This window comes from Mycobacterium sp. NPDC048908, assembly GCF_043197955.1.
Taxonomy (GTDB): Bacteria; Actinomycetota; Actinomycetes; order Mycobacteriales; family Mycobacteriaceae; genus Mycobacterium.
Genome location: NZ_JBICUE010000001.1, coordinates 84,239 through 99,523 on the forward strand (window position 1 = coordinate 84,239; position 15,285 = coordinate 99,523).

General features: G+C 65.8%; 16 protein-coding genes and 1 pseudogene. 3 read left to right on the top strand and 14 right to left on the bottom strand.

Annotation, left to right across the window (positions count from 1 at the left end; translation table 11 throughout):
• Positions 1-160: 160 nt before the first annotated feature.
• Both ACGFK1_RS00370 and ACGFK1_RS00375 read right to left on the bottom strand, forming a co-directional pair.
• Complete coding sequence (locus tag ACGFK1_RS00370; RefSeq protein ID WP_393423918.1) at positions 161-694, bottom strand: YceI family protein; 534 nt, start codon at positions 692-694, stop codon at positions 161-163.
• 11 nt (positions 695-705) lie between these two features.
• Positions 706-1,095, bottom strand: coding sequence for a nuclear transport factor 2 family protein (locus tag ACGFK1_RS00375; protein WP_393423921.1), 390 nt, complete (start codon positions 1,093-1,095; stop codon positions 706-708).
• Positions 1,096-1,147: 52 nt separating this feature from the next.
• Here ACGFK1_RS00375 and ACGFK1_RS00380 point away from each other — a divergent pair, with 52 nt between their 5' ends.
• Entirely contained in the window at positions 1,148-1,777 is a 630-nt protein-coding gene (locus ACGFK1_RS00380; RefSeq protein ID WP_393423924.1) for a class I SAM-dependent methyltransferase, read from the top strand.
• Between the two features lie 35 nt (positions 1,778-1,812).
• Here the strand turns inward: ACGFK1_RS00380 and ACGFK1_RS00385 are convergent, their stop codons facing one another.
• The 11 genes and pseudogenes from ACGFK1_RS00385 to ACGFK1_RS00435 all read right to left on the bottom strand — a co-directional run bounded on the left by ACGFK1_RS00385 (position 1,813) and on the right by ACGFK1_RS00435 (position 11,705).
• On the bottom strand, positions 1,813-2,178 hold the full coding sequence (locus tag ACGFK1_RS00385) for a DUF6285 domain-containing protein (protein WP_393423927.1): 366 nt from the start codon (positions 2,176-2,178) through the stop codon (positions 1,813-1,815).
• Entirely contained in the window at positions 2,175-3,128 is a 954-nt protein-coding gene (locus ACGFK1_RS00390; RefSeq protein WP_393423930.1) for a phosphotransferase family protein, read from the bottom strand. Before ACGFK1_RS00390 ends, ACGFK1_RS00385 begins: the two co-directional genes overlap by 4 nt.
• A complete protein-coding gene (locus ACGFK1_RS00395) occupies positions 3,125-4,363 on the bottom strand; it encodes an acyl-CoA dehydrogenase family protein (RefSeq protein ID WP_393423933.1) in 1,239 nt (412 codons plus the stop codon). Before ACGFK1_RS00395 ends, ACGFK1_RS00390 begins: the two co-directional genes overlap by 4 nt.
• Before the next feature lie 16 nt (positions 4,364-4,379).
• On the bottom strand, positions 4,380-4,991 hold the full coding sequence (locus tag ACGFK1_RS00400; protein WP_393423936.1) for a TetR/AcrR family transcriptional regulator: 612 nt from the start codon (positions 4,989-4,991) through the stop codon (positions 4,380-4,382).
• Position 4,992: 1 nt separating this feature from the next.
• Positions 4,993-5,901: a hydroxymethylglutaryl-CoA lyase gene (locus tag ACGFK1_RS00405; RefSeq protein ID WP_393423939.1), complete on the bottom strand. Its 909-nt coding sequence runs from the start codon at positions 5,899-5,901 to the stop codon at positions 4,993-4,995.
• Positions 5,898-7,103, bottom strand: coding sequence for a CaiB/BaiF CoA transferase family protein (locus ACGFK1_RS00410; RefSeq protein ID WP_393423942.1), 1,206 nt, complete (start codon positions 7,101-7,103; stop codon positions 5,898-5,900). The genes ACGFK1_RS00405 and ACGFK1_RS00410 overlap by 4 nt, the downstream gene beginning before the upstream one ends.
• Entirely contained in the window at positions 7,100-8,290 is a 1,191-nt protein-coding gene (locus ACGFK1_RS00415; protein WP_393423944.1) for an alpha/beta hydrolase family protein, read from the bottom strand. The genes ACGFK1_RS00410 and ACGFK1_RS00415 overlap by 4 nt, the downstream gene beginning before the upstream one ends.
• Positions 8,287-9,393 carry a homogentisate 1,2-dioxygenase gene (locus ACGFK1_RS00420; protein ID WP_393423947.1) on the bottom strand — a complete coding sequence of 369 codons (1,107 nt, stop codon included), beginning with the start codon at positions 9,391-9,393 and terminating at the stop codon, positions 8,287-8,289. Before ACGFK1_RS00420 ends, ACGFK1_RS00415 begins: the two co-directional genes overlap by 4 nt.
• Before the next feature lie 65 nt (positions 9,394-9,458).
• Positions 9,459-9,848 (bottom strand): nitroreductase/quinone reductase family protein, encoded by a 390-nt coding sequence (locus ACGFK1_RS00425; protein WP_393423950.1) that lies wholly within the window; start codon positions 9,846-9,848, stop codon positions 9,459-9,461.
• 11 nt (positions 9,849-9,859) lie between these two features.
• Positions 9,860-10,826, bottom strand: a pseudogene (locus tag ACGFK1_RS00430) (acyl-CoA dehydrogenase).
• Between the two features lie 312 nt (positions 10,827-11,138).
• The gene (locus ACGFK1_RS00435) at positions 11,139-11,705 is read right to left on the bottom strand and encodes a TetR/AcrR family transcriptional regulator (RefSeq protein ID WP_393423953.1); all 567 of its coding nucleotides are present in this window, start codon (positions 11,703-11,705) and stop codon (positions 11,139-11,141) included.
• Positions 11,706-11,997: 292 nt separating this feature from the next.
• On the opposite strand from ACGFK1_RS00435, the gene ACGFK1_RS00440 reads away from it, so the two are divergent.
• Both ACGFK1_RS00440 and ACGFK1_RS00445 read left to right on the top strand, forming a co-directional pair.
• Positions 11,998-12,972 (top strand): esterase family protein, encoded by a 975-nt coding sequence (locus ACGFK1_RS00440; RefSeq protein WP_393423956.1) that lies wholly within the window; start codon positions 11,998-12,000, stop codon positions 12,970-12,972.
• A gap of 67 nt (positions 12,973-13,039) precedes the next feature.
• Positions 13,040-14,038, top strand: coding sequence for an MDR family oxidoreductase (locus ACGFK1_RS00445; protein ID WP_393423959.1), 999 nt, complete (start codon positions 13,040-13,042; stop codon positions 14,036-14,038).
• A 27-nt stretch (positions 14,039-14,065) separates the two neighbouring features.
• Here the strand turns inward: ACGFK1_RS00445 and ACGFK1_RS00450 are convergent, their stop codons facing one another.
• Entirely contained in the window at positions 14,066-15,277 is a 1,212-nt protein-coding gene (locus ACGFK1_RS00450; RefSeq protein WP_393423962.1) for an acyl-CoA dehydrogenase family protein, read from the bottom strand.
• Between the last annotated feature and the right edge of the window lie 8 nt (positions 15,278-15,285).

Genomic DNA, 15,285 nt, shown 5'->3' on the forward strand with positions numbered 1-15,285 from the left:
GCCAACCGCCGCACTCCTCAACGCGGCTTTCACCCGCTTGATCGTCGTACGGCTAGTGCCAACCGCCGCACTCCTCAACGCGGCTTTCACCCGCTTGATCGTCGTACGGCTAGTGCCAACCGCCGCACTCCTCAACGCGGCTTTCACCCGCTTGTACCGCCTAGCCCGCTCGACGGAACACGACGTCGCCGGAAATCGTCACGTCGTCGGGCAGCATTCCCATCAGGTTTCCGTCGACACCGAAGCGCTGGCGGTCAACGGTCGCCTGCGCGCTCAACCGCACCGCATCATCGGCGACCATTGCGAGCGTGGCACGCAGCGGCAGGGGCGCGGTAGCGCCTTTGACGGTGAGTTGCGCCTTCAGTTCGACCGTGTCGCCATTGAGGGTGTCGGCGCCGGTGACCACGACGCTGATGGCGGGAAACGTCTGCGCGTCGAAGTATTCAGCCGAGCGCAAGTGCCTGTCGCGCCAGCGCAGCTTGGTGTCCAGCGATGCGGCGCAAATCTCGATATGGCCCAAAACTGTTCGACTGTCCGTGATTTGGCCGTCACCAGCGAAGCGGGTGAACCGGCCCTTGACCGCGGAAAGGCCCCACATCGATTTGGCAGTGAACCCTATCGTCGAAAGGCTCGGATCAAGGGCCCAGATCCCGACAGCCGCCGGGTCGCTGAGAAGTCGTTGTGTGCTTGGCATGTCCCCTTCTGCTACGACTGCAGCAGCGGGGCGATCTCTGCTGGGTCGAAATACTCGTCGATACGACTGATCAAACCGTCGGCGCCCACTTTGATCACGATGCAGACCCGCATCGAGATCACTCCGCCGTTGCGGCCACTGGCGTGCAGGATGTGCTGCTGGACGAATCCGCCGTCGAAGAATTTGCGCTCGAGCATCTCGTAGCGGCGGTCGGTCGTCGTGTCGACGAACCAGTTGATGACGCGCAGCGCACGCGCCCTGTCCCGATCGCGATCACCAACCTTCCAGACGATGACATCAGGACTCCACAACTGCTCGACCGCCGCAATGTCGCCGTTCTCGATGGCCGCAAACAGCCGATCCGCGACGTCGGCGACGGTCTCGGACTTCGCAACGGTCATCTCTGTCGTCTCCCTTGACCTCAAGGTGGGTTGAGGTAGAACCCTGGTTTCTATGGATTCAACACCAACCCTGTCCAGGTTTGACGACGCCTACAAGACTAGGACCGCGCCGTGGGTCATCGGCGAGCCGCAGCCCGCGATCGTCGAGTTGCAACGTGCCGGCGGGTTTCACGGCAAAGTCCTCGATATCGGCTGCGGCACAGGCGAACACACCATCATGCTCACTCGGTTGGGGTATGACGTACTGGGCATCGACTTCTCTGAGGCCGCGATCAAGGAGGCCAGAGCGAACGCCGCCCAGAAGGACGTCGAGGCTCGTTTCGAGGTTGCCGACGCGATGAATCTCGACCCGGCTTCTCGCTACCAGACTATCCTCGACAGCGCTTTGTTCCACATCTTCGACCAGGGCGACCGGGCCCGCTACGTGCGCAGCGTGCGCGCTGCGCTCCAGCAGGGCGGCATGATGCACGTGCTCGCGCTGTCCGACGCGGGCCGCGGCTTCGGGCCGCAGGTCGGCGAGGCCGATATCCGCGGGGCGTTCGCAGAAGGGTGGGCGCTTGAGGCACTGGACACCACCACATACCGCGGCGTCGTGAATGAAGCGCAGGCCGAAGCGATCGGCCTTCGGGCTGGGACGCGGGTCGATGAGCCCGCCTGGCTGGCGCGGGCCCGTCGACTGTGACCGGCTCACATTTTCGAGCGAGCGCTGGTCGCCCGCTAGACCGACTGGTCGTAGCCGGGGTGCGCGACGGCCAGTCGACAGCGGACCAGGGTGCGCAGCACGGGCAGCACATCGGCGGCGCGCTGGTCCAACGACCCGGCTTGGATCGCGGCCGCCAATTGAGGTTCGTCGGTGAAGCCGAGCTCGGCGAGCCCGTCGGTGACCTCGGCGGCCGAGTCGTCTTTCAACTCGCGCTCGACGATGCGCAGCACATTGGCGGCGACGCGGGCGTGGAAGTTGACCTGAGCCGCGTCGGCGGGGCGGCCGCCGGGCGCCGTATTCGACCGCACGTCCTTGTCGAGGAAGTCGGCGACCGCTGCGACGAGTTCGGCGGCGGTCGGCCGTCCGTAGAGCCATTTCATTGGTGGGCACCTTCCAAGAGATCCAGCAGGTCCCATTCGGTTTCGGCGACGCGACGGCCGATCGCTGCCAGCTCCACTGACGGCGTCTGCCCCGACAGATGGCGCTCAGCCTGAAACCGGCAGATGACGCCCCAGCTCAGCGTGGCGACGATCAGCCACCAGCGGAAGACATCCCGATCGAGCGTGACGTCCGCCGCCGCCTGGTACGCGGACAGGAAGGCATCGACGCTGCCCAGCCCGCCCGCGCCCAGGGACGCGGGCGCGCCGAACCGCCAGGCGCGGATGCAGAACCACGCGAGATCCTCGTAGACCTCGCCGGTGTGCACCAACTCCCAATCCAGGACGGCCGCCAGCCCGGCCTCGTCGACGATCAGGTTGCCCATCCGGAAGTCCCCGTGCACGAGCACCCGCGGCGACGGCGGCGGGCGGTGGCGATCCAGCCAGCGAAACGCCCATTCGAATGTGGCTGTGGTGTCGCCCATCTCGTCGAGGCGCTGCCGCCATCCGGTGAGCGGGTCGGTCTCGGCAAGACCGATACCCTCGCGGTCGGCGCGGTGGATGGCGGCCAGCGCCTCCGCGCACTGCCGCAGCAGTCGCGCCCTGCCCGCGTCGTCGAGCCCACGGTGGATCTTTCTGACGATCGTCTCGCCGGCGATCGCGTCACAGATGAGGAACGGATTGCCAAGTGCGGCTGGCGAATTGTCGGCGGTCAGGATGTGTGGCACGGGTGCGCCTGCGGCCGCTGCCCGCCGCTGCGCCGCGGCCTCCAGTTCCATCCCCGCTTGTACGTCGTCGGGCGGGCCGGTCCGCAAGATCAACGCCCGCCGACCATCGCTGACCGCGTCGAACGCCCATGTGGTCCGGCTCGCACCGCCGGTCAGGGCGCGCAGGTTCTCGACGGCGACCTCGCCGAGCACCGGCCGCAGCACCGCGACGAGTTGTTCTCTCACCTGCGTCCGAACCCGAAGAGCCGCTGAGCCACCCGTCGAATCTGGATCTCCTCGGCGCCCTCGGTGATGCGGTAACGCCGGTGGTGCCGGTAGATGTGCTCGAACGGCTCGTGCCTGCTGTAGCCGACGCCGCCGAATACCTGCATGGCGCGGTCGGCGGCCTCACAGACCAGCCGATTGGCGCGGTAGTTGGCCATCGAGACCTTGTCGGAGACTTCCATGTGGTGGTTGCCGTCCAGTTGGGTCGCCGCGTAGTACACCAACAGCCGCACCATCTGGGCTTCGGTCTGCAGTTCGACGAGCGGCCACTGCACGGCCTGGTTGACGGACAGCGGCTTACCGAACACAGACCGGTCGTTGGCGTAGCCGACCGCCCGGTCAATGCAGTACTGCGCGGCGCCGAGGCTGCTGGCCGCCTGCCGTATACGGTTCTCGTGCAAAAAGGTCTGCCCGACCTCGAGGCCGCGGTCCACCTCGCCGAGCACCGCGTCATGGGGCACGCGGACGTCGTTCAGTTCAACCTCGCCGTGGTCGGTCGGCATGTTGAAGGTCCACCAGTAGTAGGGCACCGTGAAGCCGGGGCTGTCCGTCGGGACCAGGAATGCGGTAATGCCGCGGGCCTGTCCGGGTTCGCCGGATGTGCGCGCGAAGACGAGATCATGCGTCGCCCGGTGCACACCGGTGTTGAACCGCTTGGCACCGTTGATCACCCACTCGTCGCCGTCCAAATCGGCGCGGGTTTCCAACCACGTCGCATCAGAGCCGTGGTTGGGCTCGGTCAGCCCAAACGCCATCGACCGCTCACCGGTGATCAGGGCCTCGGTCCATTCCGCCTTCTGCGCCTGTGTGCCGAACCGATCCATCATGATCACCTGCGGGAAGTTGCCGACGATCGATGACTCGTCCTGCAGGTCGTTGTGCAGCCCGAGCCCCTTGTGTGCCAAGTGCTCCCGAATCACCGCCATGTCGATGTTGGTGCCGTCGCGGCCGCCGAACTGTGACGGCAGGCCGTAGCGCAACCACCCGGCCTTGTCGGCCCGCTTTCGCATCTCGCCCAGCAGGTCCTCCCACTCCCGCCGCGGGATGCCGCCGTTGTCCCAGTCGGTGCGGGCATGTTCCCGGCGCTGGTCGAAGTACTGAATGTGCTCGCGCTCTAGCGGTTTGATCTCGGCCTCGATGAACGCGTCCATCTCCGCAAGCAACCCCGGAAGGTGTTCTGGCAGGGTGAAATCCACGTGATTCTCCTCTGTATCAGAAGCCGTACAACGTCTTCTTCCAAATCCTGGCCAGTGTGGCGATGGCATCCTCGTCGCTGATCTGTAGGCCGAGTCCGGAGGCGCCGACGAAGACGGTGGTGAAGTTTTCGAACAACAGGGCGATCGCCGCGGCGGTGTGTTCAGGCACGAGCTCGGTCCCATAGCCGTGCTCCTGCGCGCGCCGCACGGACGCGGCCACGATGTCCATGCCGAAGCGGCGGAACTCGTTCTGCACAGCGGCGAATCGTGGCTGGGTGGCGGCGAGTTGGGCGACGGCGATCATCACACCGATGTTCTGCTTGAAGATGTTCCAGTAGCCGGCAACGACGGAAGCGAAGAACACATTGTCGTCGGGTGACTCGGGCAGGTCGAGGTTCACTCCAAGCGGCGCCACGGTGTCGTGCAGAAATGACTCGGCAAGCGCGGCGAGCAAATCTTCTTTGTCATCGAAGTAGCGGTAGAAGACGGCGGGCGACTTGCCTGCCGCTGAGGTGATGTCGGCCAGGGTGGTGCCGTGAAAACCACGCTCGGCGAACAGCTTCCGAGCCGCCTGCTCGATGGCGTCGCGAGTCAGCCTGCCTTTGGCGCTCAGCGTTTCGGCCGGCATGTTACCCGCCGAGGATGCGGTCGCCCGCCCGCAGCAGTGAGCTGGGCAGTTCGTGGCCGACCACGCGTTGGGCCACCTCTGCGGCGGCGATCGCGGCCTGCAAGTCGACGTCGACGTGGATTCCGCTGTCACGCAACAGATAGACAAGGTCCTCGGTAGCGATGTTGCCACTGGCGCCAGGCGCGAACGGGCAGCCGCCGAGGCCGCCGACAGAGGCGTCCAGCCGGGTGACACCCGCGCCGACCGCCGCGTAGGCGCTCGCCAACCCGGCTCCGCGGGTGTTGTGGAAATGCGCGCCCAGCGGTATGCCACCGATCAGCGGGCGGACTCGCTCCACCAAGTCGACAACCCGCCGCGGGGTGGTGGTGCCGATGGTGTCGGCCACGGCAAGTCGGTCGACGCCCGCGCCGCACGCCGCACCCACCACGTCGATGACGCGTTGTGGCGGAGTGGGTCCGTCGAACGGGCAGTCCCACGCGGTGGCGATGATGACCTCGACGGTCGCGCCGCTGTCGTGGGCGATCGCGAGAATCTCCGGAATCAGGGCGGTGGATTCGGCTGTCGATCGCCCGACGTTGGAGCGGCTGTGGCCGTCGGCGGCCGACACCACGTACTCGATCGACCTCAGCCCCGCGACGATCGCTCGCTTGGCGCCGTTGGGGCTGGCGACCAGCGCCGAGAAGTCGATGCCGGGGAAGGAGCCCAGTGCTGCCGCCAATTCGGGGGCATCGGCCAGCGCGGGTACCTTCGACGGTGACACGAACGCCGTCGCCTCCATCTCCCGAACTCCCGTGGCGGCGACCGCGGCGAGCAATTCGAGCTTGGCGGACAACGGAATCGGCTGTTCGATCTGCAAGCCGTCGCGCAACGACACATCACGGATGTCGACATGGGCGGGTAAACCGGTCATAGCACGCCCTCCGCCCGCAGCGCCTCCAGTTCCTCGGACGTCTTGCCGAGCAGCCCCCGATAGATCTCGTTGTTGTGCTGCCCTGGGCGGGCAGGGCCCGCGCTGCGAATGGTGCCCGGGGTCTGCGACAGCACGGGAACGACACCGGGACCCTTGACGTTTCGCCCGACTCGGTCGTCGAAGTGGTCGGCGATCATGCCGCGGGCCTGCAGCTGCGGGTCGTTGACCACCTCGGCGACGGTGTTGATCGGCCCACTGATCACCCCGGCATCGCTGAGTGTGGAGATGATGTCCGCGGGCTGCCGCTCGGCGGCCCACGCGCCGATGATCTTGTCCAACTCGTCCTGATTACGACCGCGTGCAACATGATTGGCGAACCGATCGTCGGTGGCCAGCTCGGGTTGCCCCATCGCCGCGCACAACCTGCGGAATACCGTGTCCTGATTGGCGGCGATCACCACCCAGCTGCCGTCAGCGGTCGGGTAGATGTTGGACGGGGCGATGCCTTCCAGCCGGGTGCCTGACGGGCCGCGCACCACGCCGCCGACGTCGTAGTCAGGGATTGTGGATTCCTGTACGGCCAAACACGATTCGGTAAGTGCGGCGTCAACGATTTGACCTTCACCGGTCACCGTGCGCCGATACAGTGCTGCCAGCGCGCCCTGCGCGGCGAACATTCCGGCCAGGCTGTCGCCCAGTGACAGGGCCAACCGGGGTGGCGGGCCGCCGGGGAAGCCATTCATGTGCCTCAGCCCGCTGGCCGCCTCGGCGACGGAGGCGTAGCCGGCCTTGTGCGCCTCGGGTCCGGTCTGGCCGTAGCCGGAGACGCGGACCAGGATGATGCCGCGGTTGCGTTCGCGCAGCACGTCGTAACCCAGGTTCCACTTCTCCAGCGTGCCGGGCCGAAAGTTCTCCACGATGATGTCGGAGCGCTCGACCAGGTCGAGGAACAGCGCCCGGCCGGCCTCCTCGCGCAGGTTCAGCGTGACGGCTTTCTTGTTGCGCGCGTGCACGGTCCAGAAGAAGTGGTGGCCGTCGAGTTCGGCCTGACCCCAGGTACGCAGCGGGTCGGGCGCGCCCGGCGGCTCGATCTTGATGACTTCGGCGCCCATGTCGCCGAGCAGCCTGCCGGCGAACGGCCCGGAGATCAGCGTGCCGACCTCGATGACCCGAATGCCGTCGAGCGGCCCGGCCACCGTCATAGCGAGAACCCGTGCCGCTGCAGCCAGTCCGTGCAGACACCGACGGCCTGCCGCAGCGTGTCGCGCTGGTCCGGCCCGGAGTAGTAGTGGTTGGCGCCGTGTATTTCGTGCATCTCCTTATCAGGATGCCCGATGGCGTCGAAGAGGCGGCGGGTGTGGCTGGGCGTGCAGGCATTGTCGGCCAGATTGCCGATCACCAGCGTGGGCACGTCGATCTCCGGACCGGCTTTGACGGCGTCACCGTTGGCGTCGTCGTAACTCCACTGCGACAGCCAACTGCGCAGCGTGCAGAACCGGGCGAGACCGAACGGGCCCATGTTGACCACCTGCGGGTCGCCGAGATAGGTGGTGTGCGGCTCTCGCTCGTTGGGATCGACGGTGGGGTCTAGCCAGCGTGGGTCGGCCATCGTGCCGTGAACGACGAAGGCGAACTCGTCATCGGGCCGTCCGGCCGTCTTGAGCTCGGCCAGTTTGTCCTTGACCCAATTGGTGATTCGGCGGTTGCGGGCGATCTGCGCTTCACGGTAGCGCAGCAGGAACTCTTCGGTGTAGGGCGGCTGGTTGGGGTTGTCCGGGTCATAGAGGTCAAGCTCGGGATCCCGCTTCGACGGGTCGGATTCGTCGAGGATGGACGCGTCCAGCCATTCCGTCAGGGTGCCGTGCCTGCTGATGTGTGCGGCCAGCAGCATGATGGCGTCAGCGGGGAGGAGGCCGAGTTTGGTGAGGTCGGGCCCGTCGCCGCCAGGGCTCGCGGTCACCGTCGGACGTTTGGCCTGCTGCTGGTAGAACACCGACAGCGAGCCCCCACCGCTCCAGCCTGCCAACACCACCTTCTGGTAGCCGAGCCGGTTCTTGGCGTCCTTGATGCATTCGCCGAGGTCCTCGACGACCTTCTCCATCAACAGCGCGGAATCCGTCCCACGGAAGCGGCTGTTGCAGTAGATGACGTGGTGTCCAGCGCGGGCCAGCGCGTTGATCATCGGTAGGTACGCACCGCCACCGATGGGGTGCATGAACACTAGAACCGTATCGGACGGCTTTGTTTTCGGCTTGAGCAGGTAACTTGCAAGGACGATCAGCTCGGAGACGCCGCCGTAGACGTCGCGCACACCCGAAAGATTCTGATAAGCAATCAGATACGGAATGCGGTCGTACTCGAACTTGACGGGTGCGTCGGTCAATGTCATGAGTGCTGCCCCAAATCGTTGGCCAGGACCTCGGGTGACGGCACCAGCCTGCGCCTGGTGTCTACCGCGATCACCGACCAGTCCACCGAGTCGTACTCGTCGAATTTTCGGCGCGCCCGCTCGCGCGCCTTCTCGGGTGCGCCGTGGTGAACCCCTTGAGGGGCGTGGGAAATCAGCCCCGGCGGCATCGGGATTCCGTACAGCGACCCCCCGTGGAAGAACGCGATCTCGTCGTAGTCGACGTTGCGGTGATACCACGGTGTGCGCTCGGTGCCCGGCACCCTCTCGGCGGGCTTGGGCAGGAAGTTCATCACGTAGACGCCGGTGGCCTGCATGAAGAGGTGCACGGTGGGTGGTAGGTGCACGCTGTCGGACGTCACCACGTTGTAGTCGTCGATGTTGAAGGTGAACGCGAAGTTGTCGCCGCGCCATCCCTCCACGTCGAGTGGATGATGTTGGTAGGTAAGGATTGTCGTCCCAACACCGTCTATTGGGAAGTGGATGAGCCGAACCTCGTATTCGTCTCGTCCGTCATCGTCGATGGGCGCGGGCTCGGGGATGGTGGCCTGCGACGGATCGAAAGGGAAGTGCCGTCCCAGATATCCCGGCGGTGGCACCCGGAACTCGTCGGTGGCCTGAATCATCAGCAGCACCGACTCTTCGTCGGGCACCTGCCGAAAGGTGCACGCTTTGGGGATGTAAACCCAATCGCCCTTTCGATATCGCAATGGACCGAACTCCGTCTCCAGCAGGCCAGAGCCGGCGTGCACGAAGCTGAGCAGATCTCCATCGACGTAGCGGACGAAGAACGGCATGGCCTCGCCGCGTCGTGACAACAGCACCTGGCAGTCGGCGTTGGCGAACATCAACAGCGGGCCGCCCGCCGCGTCGGTGGCATCGGCAGGCTTCAGTTGATCGGCCAGCACGTCCACGGGGCGCAGCGGACCGGACGCGCGGTATGCCGTGGGGTCGTTGCGCCGATAGATGATCGCTGTTCGACCTGTGAAGCCGCCACGACCCAGTTCATCGTCCTTCAGGCCGTCCAGATCGGCGTGCAATCGCTTGGGAGTGCGGCCTTTTCGCAGGTGAACGAACGATTCCATGGCGGGCTCCATCGGCGCCGACGGCAGAAACTAAAAGTGATGTTAGTTTTACTTCAGTGCGGGCGTCAATCGGTGAGGTCGACACGAATCGTCAGCAGGTTGGTGCCGAAGGTGCGCACGCCCATGCTGTTGAATTGCGGCAGCAACTTCAATCGCTCCTGTGGATCGTCGTCGGGCACCAGATGCGCGACGCCCCTGTGCCAGCGCCCCTTGAGCCGCACCCGCACATTCGGGTCGGCCTTGATGTTCTTCACGTATTGCGACTTCTCGCCGAACTCGGAGACGAACCAGAACTGGTCGCCGACCCGACTGCCGCCCAGCGGTGTGCGCCGGGGTTCACCCGACTTGCGGCCCCTCGTCTCCAGCAGGGTTTGAAACGGCATCAGCCGCATCAGCGGATTGGCCACCCGCTTCTGCAGATTGGCCGTGACGCGGTCACGGAGTTGGTCGGCCATCGGGGGTCCTCTCACACCATCGCGGTTCGTGGCACTTTCACACCCAGTGTGAGGGCTCCGGCGAGTTCGCGGCTGGTGTCGTAGTCGAAGACCACATGCCCGCAGATGACATCGACGTCGCGCTTGATCCGCTGCAGTGGATTGGCGAGGAAGTGGGCGCTGGCCCCGGACGCCTCCAGCAGGTTGCCGATCACCGCGCACGACTCGTGCACGAGGTGCGCGGCCGCCAGCCGGGCTTCGCCGCGAACCGGTCGGGGCACGGGATCGCCTGTGGCAATGATGGTTTTCGATCTCACCGACGGTATCGGCGAGCAGACCGTGCAGGGCGCGCAGCCGGACGCGGGCGTCGGCGAGGTGAGCCTGGGCGATCGGTTTGTCCCTCTGGACGACGCCCTCGTAGGCCAGCACCCGCTGTGACAGTCGCTCGGCATAGATGTCGGCTGCGCGTTCGGCGCTGCCCAATGCCCTCATGGCCGCCAGCAATGCCAGCGCGGGCACCATCGGCCAGCGATAGGCGTCGGCGTCGTGCAGTCCCGCGCCGGGTGCCGTACCGGTGTAGATGTCGGTTACGCGCACCAACCGGTGAGCGGGCACGAACACGTCGGTGACGACGACGTCGTTGGAGCCCGTGGCGCGCATGCCGTCGGTGTGCCAGACGTCTTCGACCTGAACATCCTCGATCGGCAGCAGCGCAAGCGCCGGGTAGATACCGGCGGGGTCCTGCTCGGGCCCGCACAGGGCGCCCACGATGATCCAGTTGCCGTGCATCACGCCTGTCGCCCACGACCATCGTCCCGTCAACAGGATGCCGTCGTCGGCGGGCACCCCTCGACCGGTCGGAGCCAGGGGAGCGGGGGCGAGAAATGGGCGCGTCGCGAACGCCTCTTCCTGGGCGCGTTCGCCGAACAGGGCGAGCATCCAGTTGTACAAGGCATAGAACCCGAGCGTCCATGCGCTCGAGGCGCAGCCATGCGCCATCCGGCGAACGGGGTCGAGGATGGCTGGAAACTCGGCCTGGCTGCCGCCGTAGCGAGCCGGCACCAACAGGTCGAAGAAATCCGACGCGACGGGGTCGTCGAGCGTGGCCTGCGGCAGGCGGCGCAGTCGTTCCGCTTCTTGCGCCCGTTCACCCAGTCGGGCCACGAACTCCGGGCTGATCGGTCGGGCTGCCGTTCCGGCGGGCATCGCGCGACCCTACCATACCTTTTGGTATGGTTGACGCGCCGAACTGCGCCCAGATCGTGACCTCCGGATTTTCGCGATCTCGCCGCGGGTTCGCCGGTCGGGCTGTCAGCGCTTGAGCATGATGCCGAGGAACCCTTCGCGGGCGGCCGCCGCGCGAGCGTTGGGCTGCGGACCGGCGAGGTGCAAGAAGCCGATGCCTGCGGCGAACGTGGCGTTGGCGCGCAGTTCGGCATCGTCGGCGTCGAACCCGTAGTCAAGGAAGGCCTGGCGCACCGCGGCGAGCACGCGCAGATCGGCGGCGCGCACGCTGGCGGCTACGTCGGCGTCGGTGCGGGCCCACTCCCGCATCGCTCGCTCCAAGGTCCAGTGACGTGGGCTGACCAGCGACGACATCATCCGTGAGAGGCGTTCCCGCGGGGTAAGGCTGGCCAATTCAACAAGGTCACTGCGATCGTTGCCACGCATCTCGCCCCACGCCTGCACCAGGGCGCTGCGGTAGCTGGCGATGTCGGTGAAATGCCAGTAGAAGCTGCCTTTGGTTACTTCGAGGCGGCGACACAACCGGTCGATCTTGAGCGCTTTGATGCCCTCCTCAGCCAGGATGGCGAAGCCCGCCTGGATCCAGTCGTCGACCGACAACCGGTTACTCGCCGGCATCTCAGCCCTCCCCATGAGCCGCAGCCTACGGTCCCGCGCAGCCAGCCACTAACGCCGGAGAAACCGCCGATATTTCACAGGAATGTGGCAGTCAGCGCCGGTCGGGGTTTCTCCAGTGCTGGTCACATGTTTTACTGCTCACGCACAACTGAAATTTTCTCGGTCCGCTCTTCCGCCGAACCGGGCTCAGTAGAGCGGGCGCGACAGCGCAGTAGAGACAGTGCTGCGGTGGCGAATGACGATCTGTGATCGTCGGGGGAACTAGTTACAGCTGTAGCGGTAACCGGAAGATGGATGGAATTGCTCTATGAGGTTCGTTGACAAGATTCGTGGCCATTGGGCGCGCCGGTTTGCGGTGGCAGCCATAGCGGCGGCCGTCCTGCCGGGCGTGGTTGGCCTAGCTGGAGGGTCCGCGACCGCGGGTGCCTTCTCCCGGCCAGGCCTGCCGGTCGAATACCTGATGGTGCCGTCGCCGTCGATGGGCCGGGACATCAAGATCCAGTTCCAGAAGGGCACTGGCTCGCACGCGGTGTATCTGTTGGACGGCCTGCGTGCTCAGGACGACTACAACGGCTGGGACATCAACACCCAGGCGTTCGAGTGGTTCCTGGACACCCCGCTGTCGATCATCATGCCGGTCGGTGGCCAGTCGAGCTTCTATTCCGACTGGTATTCGCCCGCGTGCGGCAAGAGCGGCTGCCAAACCTACAAGTGGGAAACCTTCCTGACCAGTGAGCTGCCGCAATGGTTGGCAGCCAACAAGGGCGTGTCCACCAACGGCAATGCCGCGGTCGGGCTGTCGATGTCGGGCAACTCCGCGATGATCCTCGCGGTGTACCACCCGGAGATGTTCATCTACGCGGGCTCGCTGTCGGCGTTCCTCAATCCGTCCGAGGGCAGTTGGCCATTCCTGATCAACGTGGCGATGGGCGACGCAGGCGGGTACAAGGCGAACGACATGTGGGGCCCCACCGAGGACCCGAACAGTGCCTGGAAGCGCAACGACCCGATGCTGCAGATCCCGGCCCTGGTGGCCAACAACACCCGACTGTGGGTGTACTGCGGCAACGGCACGCCCAACGAGTTGGGCGGCGCCGACCTTCCTGCCACATTCCTGGAAGGCCTGACCATCCGCACCAACGAGACGTTCCGTGACAACTACATCGCCGCGGGCGGCCACAACGCGGTGTTCAATTTCCCGCCCAACGGCACGCACAGCTGGGGCTACTGGGGTGCGCAGCTTCAGCAGATGAAGCCCGACCTGATCTCCTACCTCGGCTGATCACCGAACACGCGAAGGCCCCCGGCACCTAGTCGGGGGCTTTTGTGTTTGGTGAATACTGAGCCGCATGGTCGCAGTCAACGCTTTGGTCGCACATCAGGACGCCGAGGGAACGATCACGCTCGCACGCGAGGTCGTCGACGACAGCTTCCTGCCCGAGGGTGAGGTCACCGTCGCCGTCGAATACTCCGGCGTCAACTACAAAGACGCACTGGCCATCACCCCGAAGGGTGGTGTGGCGCGGGCCTATCCGCTGATTCCGGGTATCGACGTCGCCGGGACGGTGACCGCCAGCGCCGTCGACGACTTCGCCGTCGGGGACCGGGTGGTCGCTCACGGATACGACATCGGCACCGCTCGCCACGGCGGATACGCGGACACCGCCCGCTTCCCGGCCGACTATCTGGTCAAGCTCGATACGCTGACCACCGCGCAGGCGGCGGCCATCGGCACTGCGGGGTTCACAGCCGCCATGAGCATCAACGCAATTCGCGCGCACGGTGTCCTGCCTCAGGACGGCCCGGTATTGGTCACCGGCGCGACGGGCGGCGTCGGCAGCGTCAGCGTCGACCTGCTGGCCGGTCTCGGCTACGAGGTGATCGCATCCACCGGTAAGGCCGAGGCGCACGACTATTTGATGGGCCTCGGCGCGTACCATGTGGTGGGCAGGCTGCCCGCCGAGGGCGAGAAGGTCCGCCCGCTCGGCAAGTCCAGCTACGCCGCGGTGGTCGACAGCGTCGGCGGCGACACCCTCGCGTACGCCCTGAGCACGCTCAATTACGGTGGGGTGGCGGCGATTTCAGGACTCGCCCGGTCAGCCGATCTGCCGACAACGGTGATGCCGTTCATCTTGCGCGGTGTCACCTTGGCGGGCATCGACTCGGTGCTGCTGCCGATCGGCAAGCGTCGCGAGCTGTGGCAGTCGATCGCGACCGATCTGTTGCCGCGGCATCTCGACGACATCACTCGCGACGTCTCGATCCGCGACGCACCACACACCCTGCGCACCATCATGGGCGGCGGCGTCACAGGGCGCACCCGGGTGGTCGTCAAAGACGGCTTCTGACCGCCGGTTGGTACCGCTCACGCCGGCTTACTTGAGCTGCGATGACGACAGGCCCAGCAGCCGGCGGGCCACCACGAGCTGCTGAATCTGCTGAGTGCCCTCGAAGATGTCGAGGATCTTGCTGTCGCGCGCCCACTTCTCCAGCAGGGTCTGCTCCGAATAGCCGACGGTTCCGGCCAATTCGACGGCCTTGAGGGTGATGTCGCTTGCGACCCGGCCCGCCTTGGCCTTGCCCATCGACGCTTCCTTCGAGTTCGGGATGTTGTTGTCGGCCTGCCAGGCGGAGCGGACCATCAGCAGATAGGCGGCCTCCCAGTCGGACTCCATCCGCAGGAACTCGGCTGCAGGCGCGCTCTGTGCGTGCGAGGGCTTGTCGTAGGAGATCTCCACACCCGCTTCGGTGAGGATCTTGCGGAGTTCCTCTAGCGCGGCGCGGGCGATGCCGACCGCCATCGCGGCCACCACCGGGCGGGTGTTGTCGAACGTCTCCATCACGCCGGCGAAGCCCTTCTCCACCTGGATCTCTGGGCTGCCGAGCAGGTTGTCCTTGGGGATGCGGACGTTGTCGAACCGGATCACCGCCGTATCGGAGGCCTTGATGCCGAGCTTGTCCTCGAGACGCTCGACGCTGACGCCGGGATGCTCGCGCGGCACGATGAACGACTTGATCGCCGCGCGCCCCAATGACTTGTCCAGCGTCGCCCAGACGACGATGTGAGTGGCCCTCGAACCGGCGGTGACGAAGATCTTCTCGCCGTTGATGACGTACTCGTCGCCGTCGAGTTTGGCCGTCGTCGACACCGCCGCGGAGTCCGAACCGAATCCGGGCTCGGTGATGGCCATCGCGGCCCACACGCCCTTGCCGAGCTTCTCCAGCTGTTCTGGGGTGGCCACGCTGGAGATCGCCGCGTTGCCCAGCCCCTGGCGCGGCACCGACAGCATCAAAGCGACGTCGCCCCAACTGATCTCCATCACATTGAGGACCGCCGACATGTTGCCGCCGTTGTGGTTGGTGTCCTTGGCATCGGTGCCTGCGAATGCCTCGGCGCCGGCGAACGCGAATGCCTTTGCATCTGAGATGCCTTCGAAAAGGGTCGCCAGCGTGTCCAGCTCGACGGGGTACTCGTGCTCCCGAAGGTCCCACTTGCGTGCGATCGGCCGCAACATTTCGGCGGCGCCCTGATGCGCCTTCTCGATAACCGCTTCCAGCTTGCGCGGCAGTTCCAAATTGATTGCCATGGTTCGAC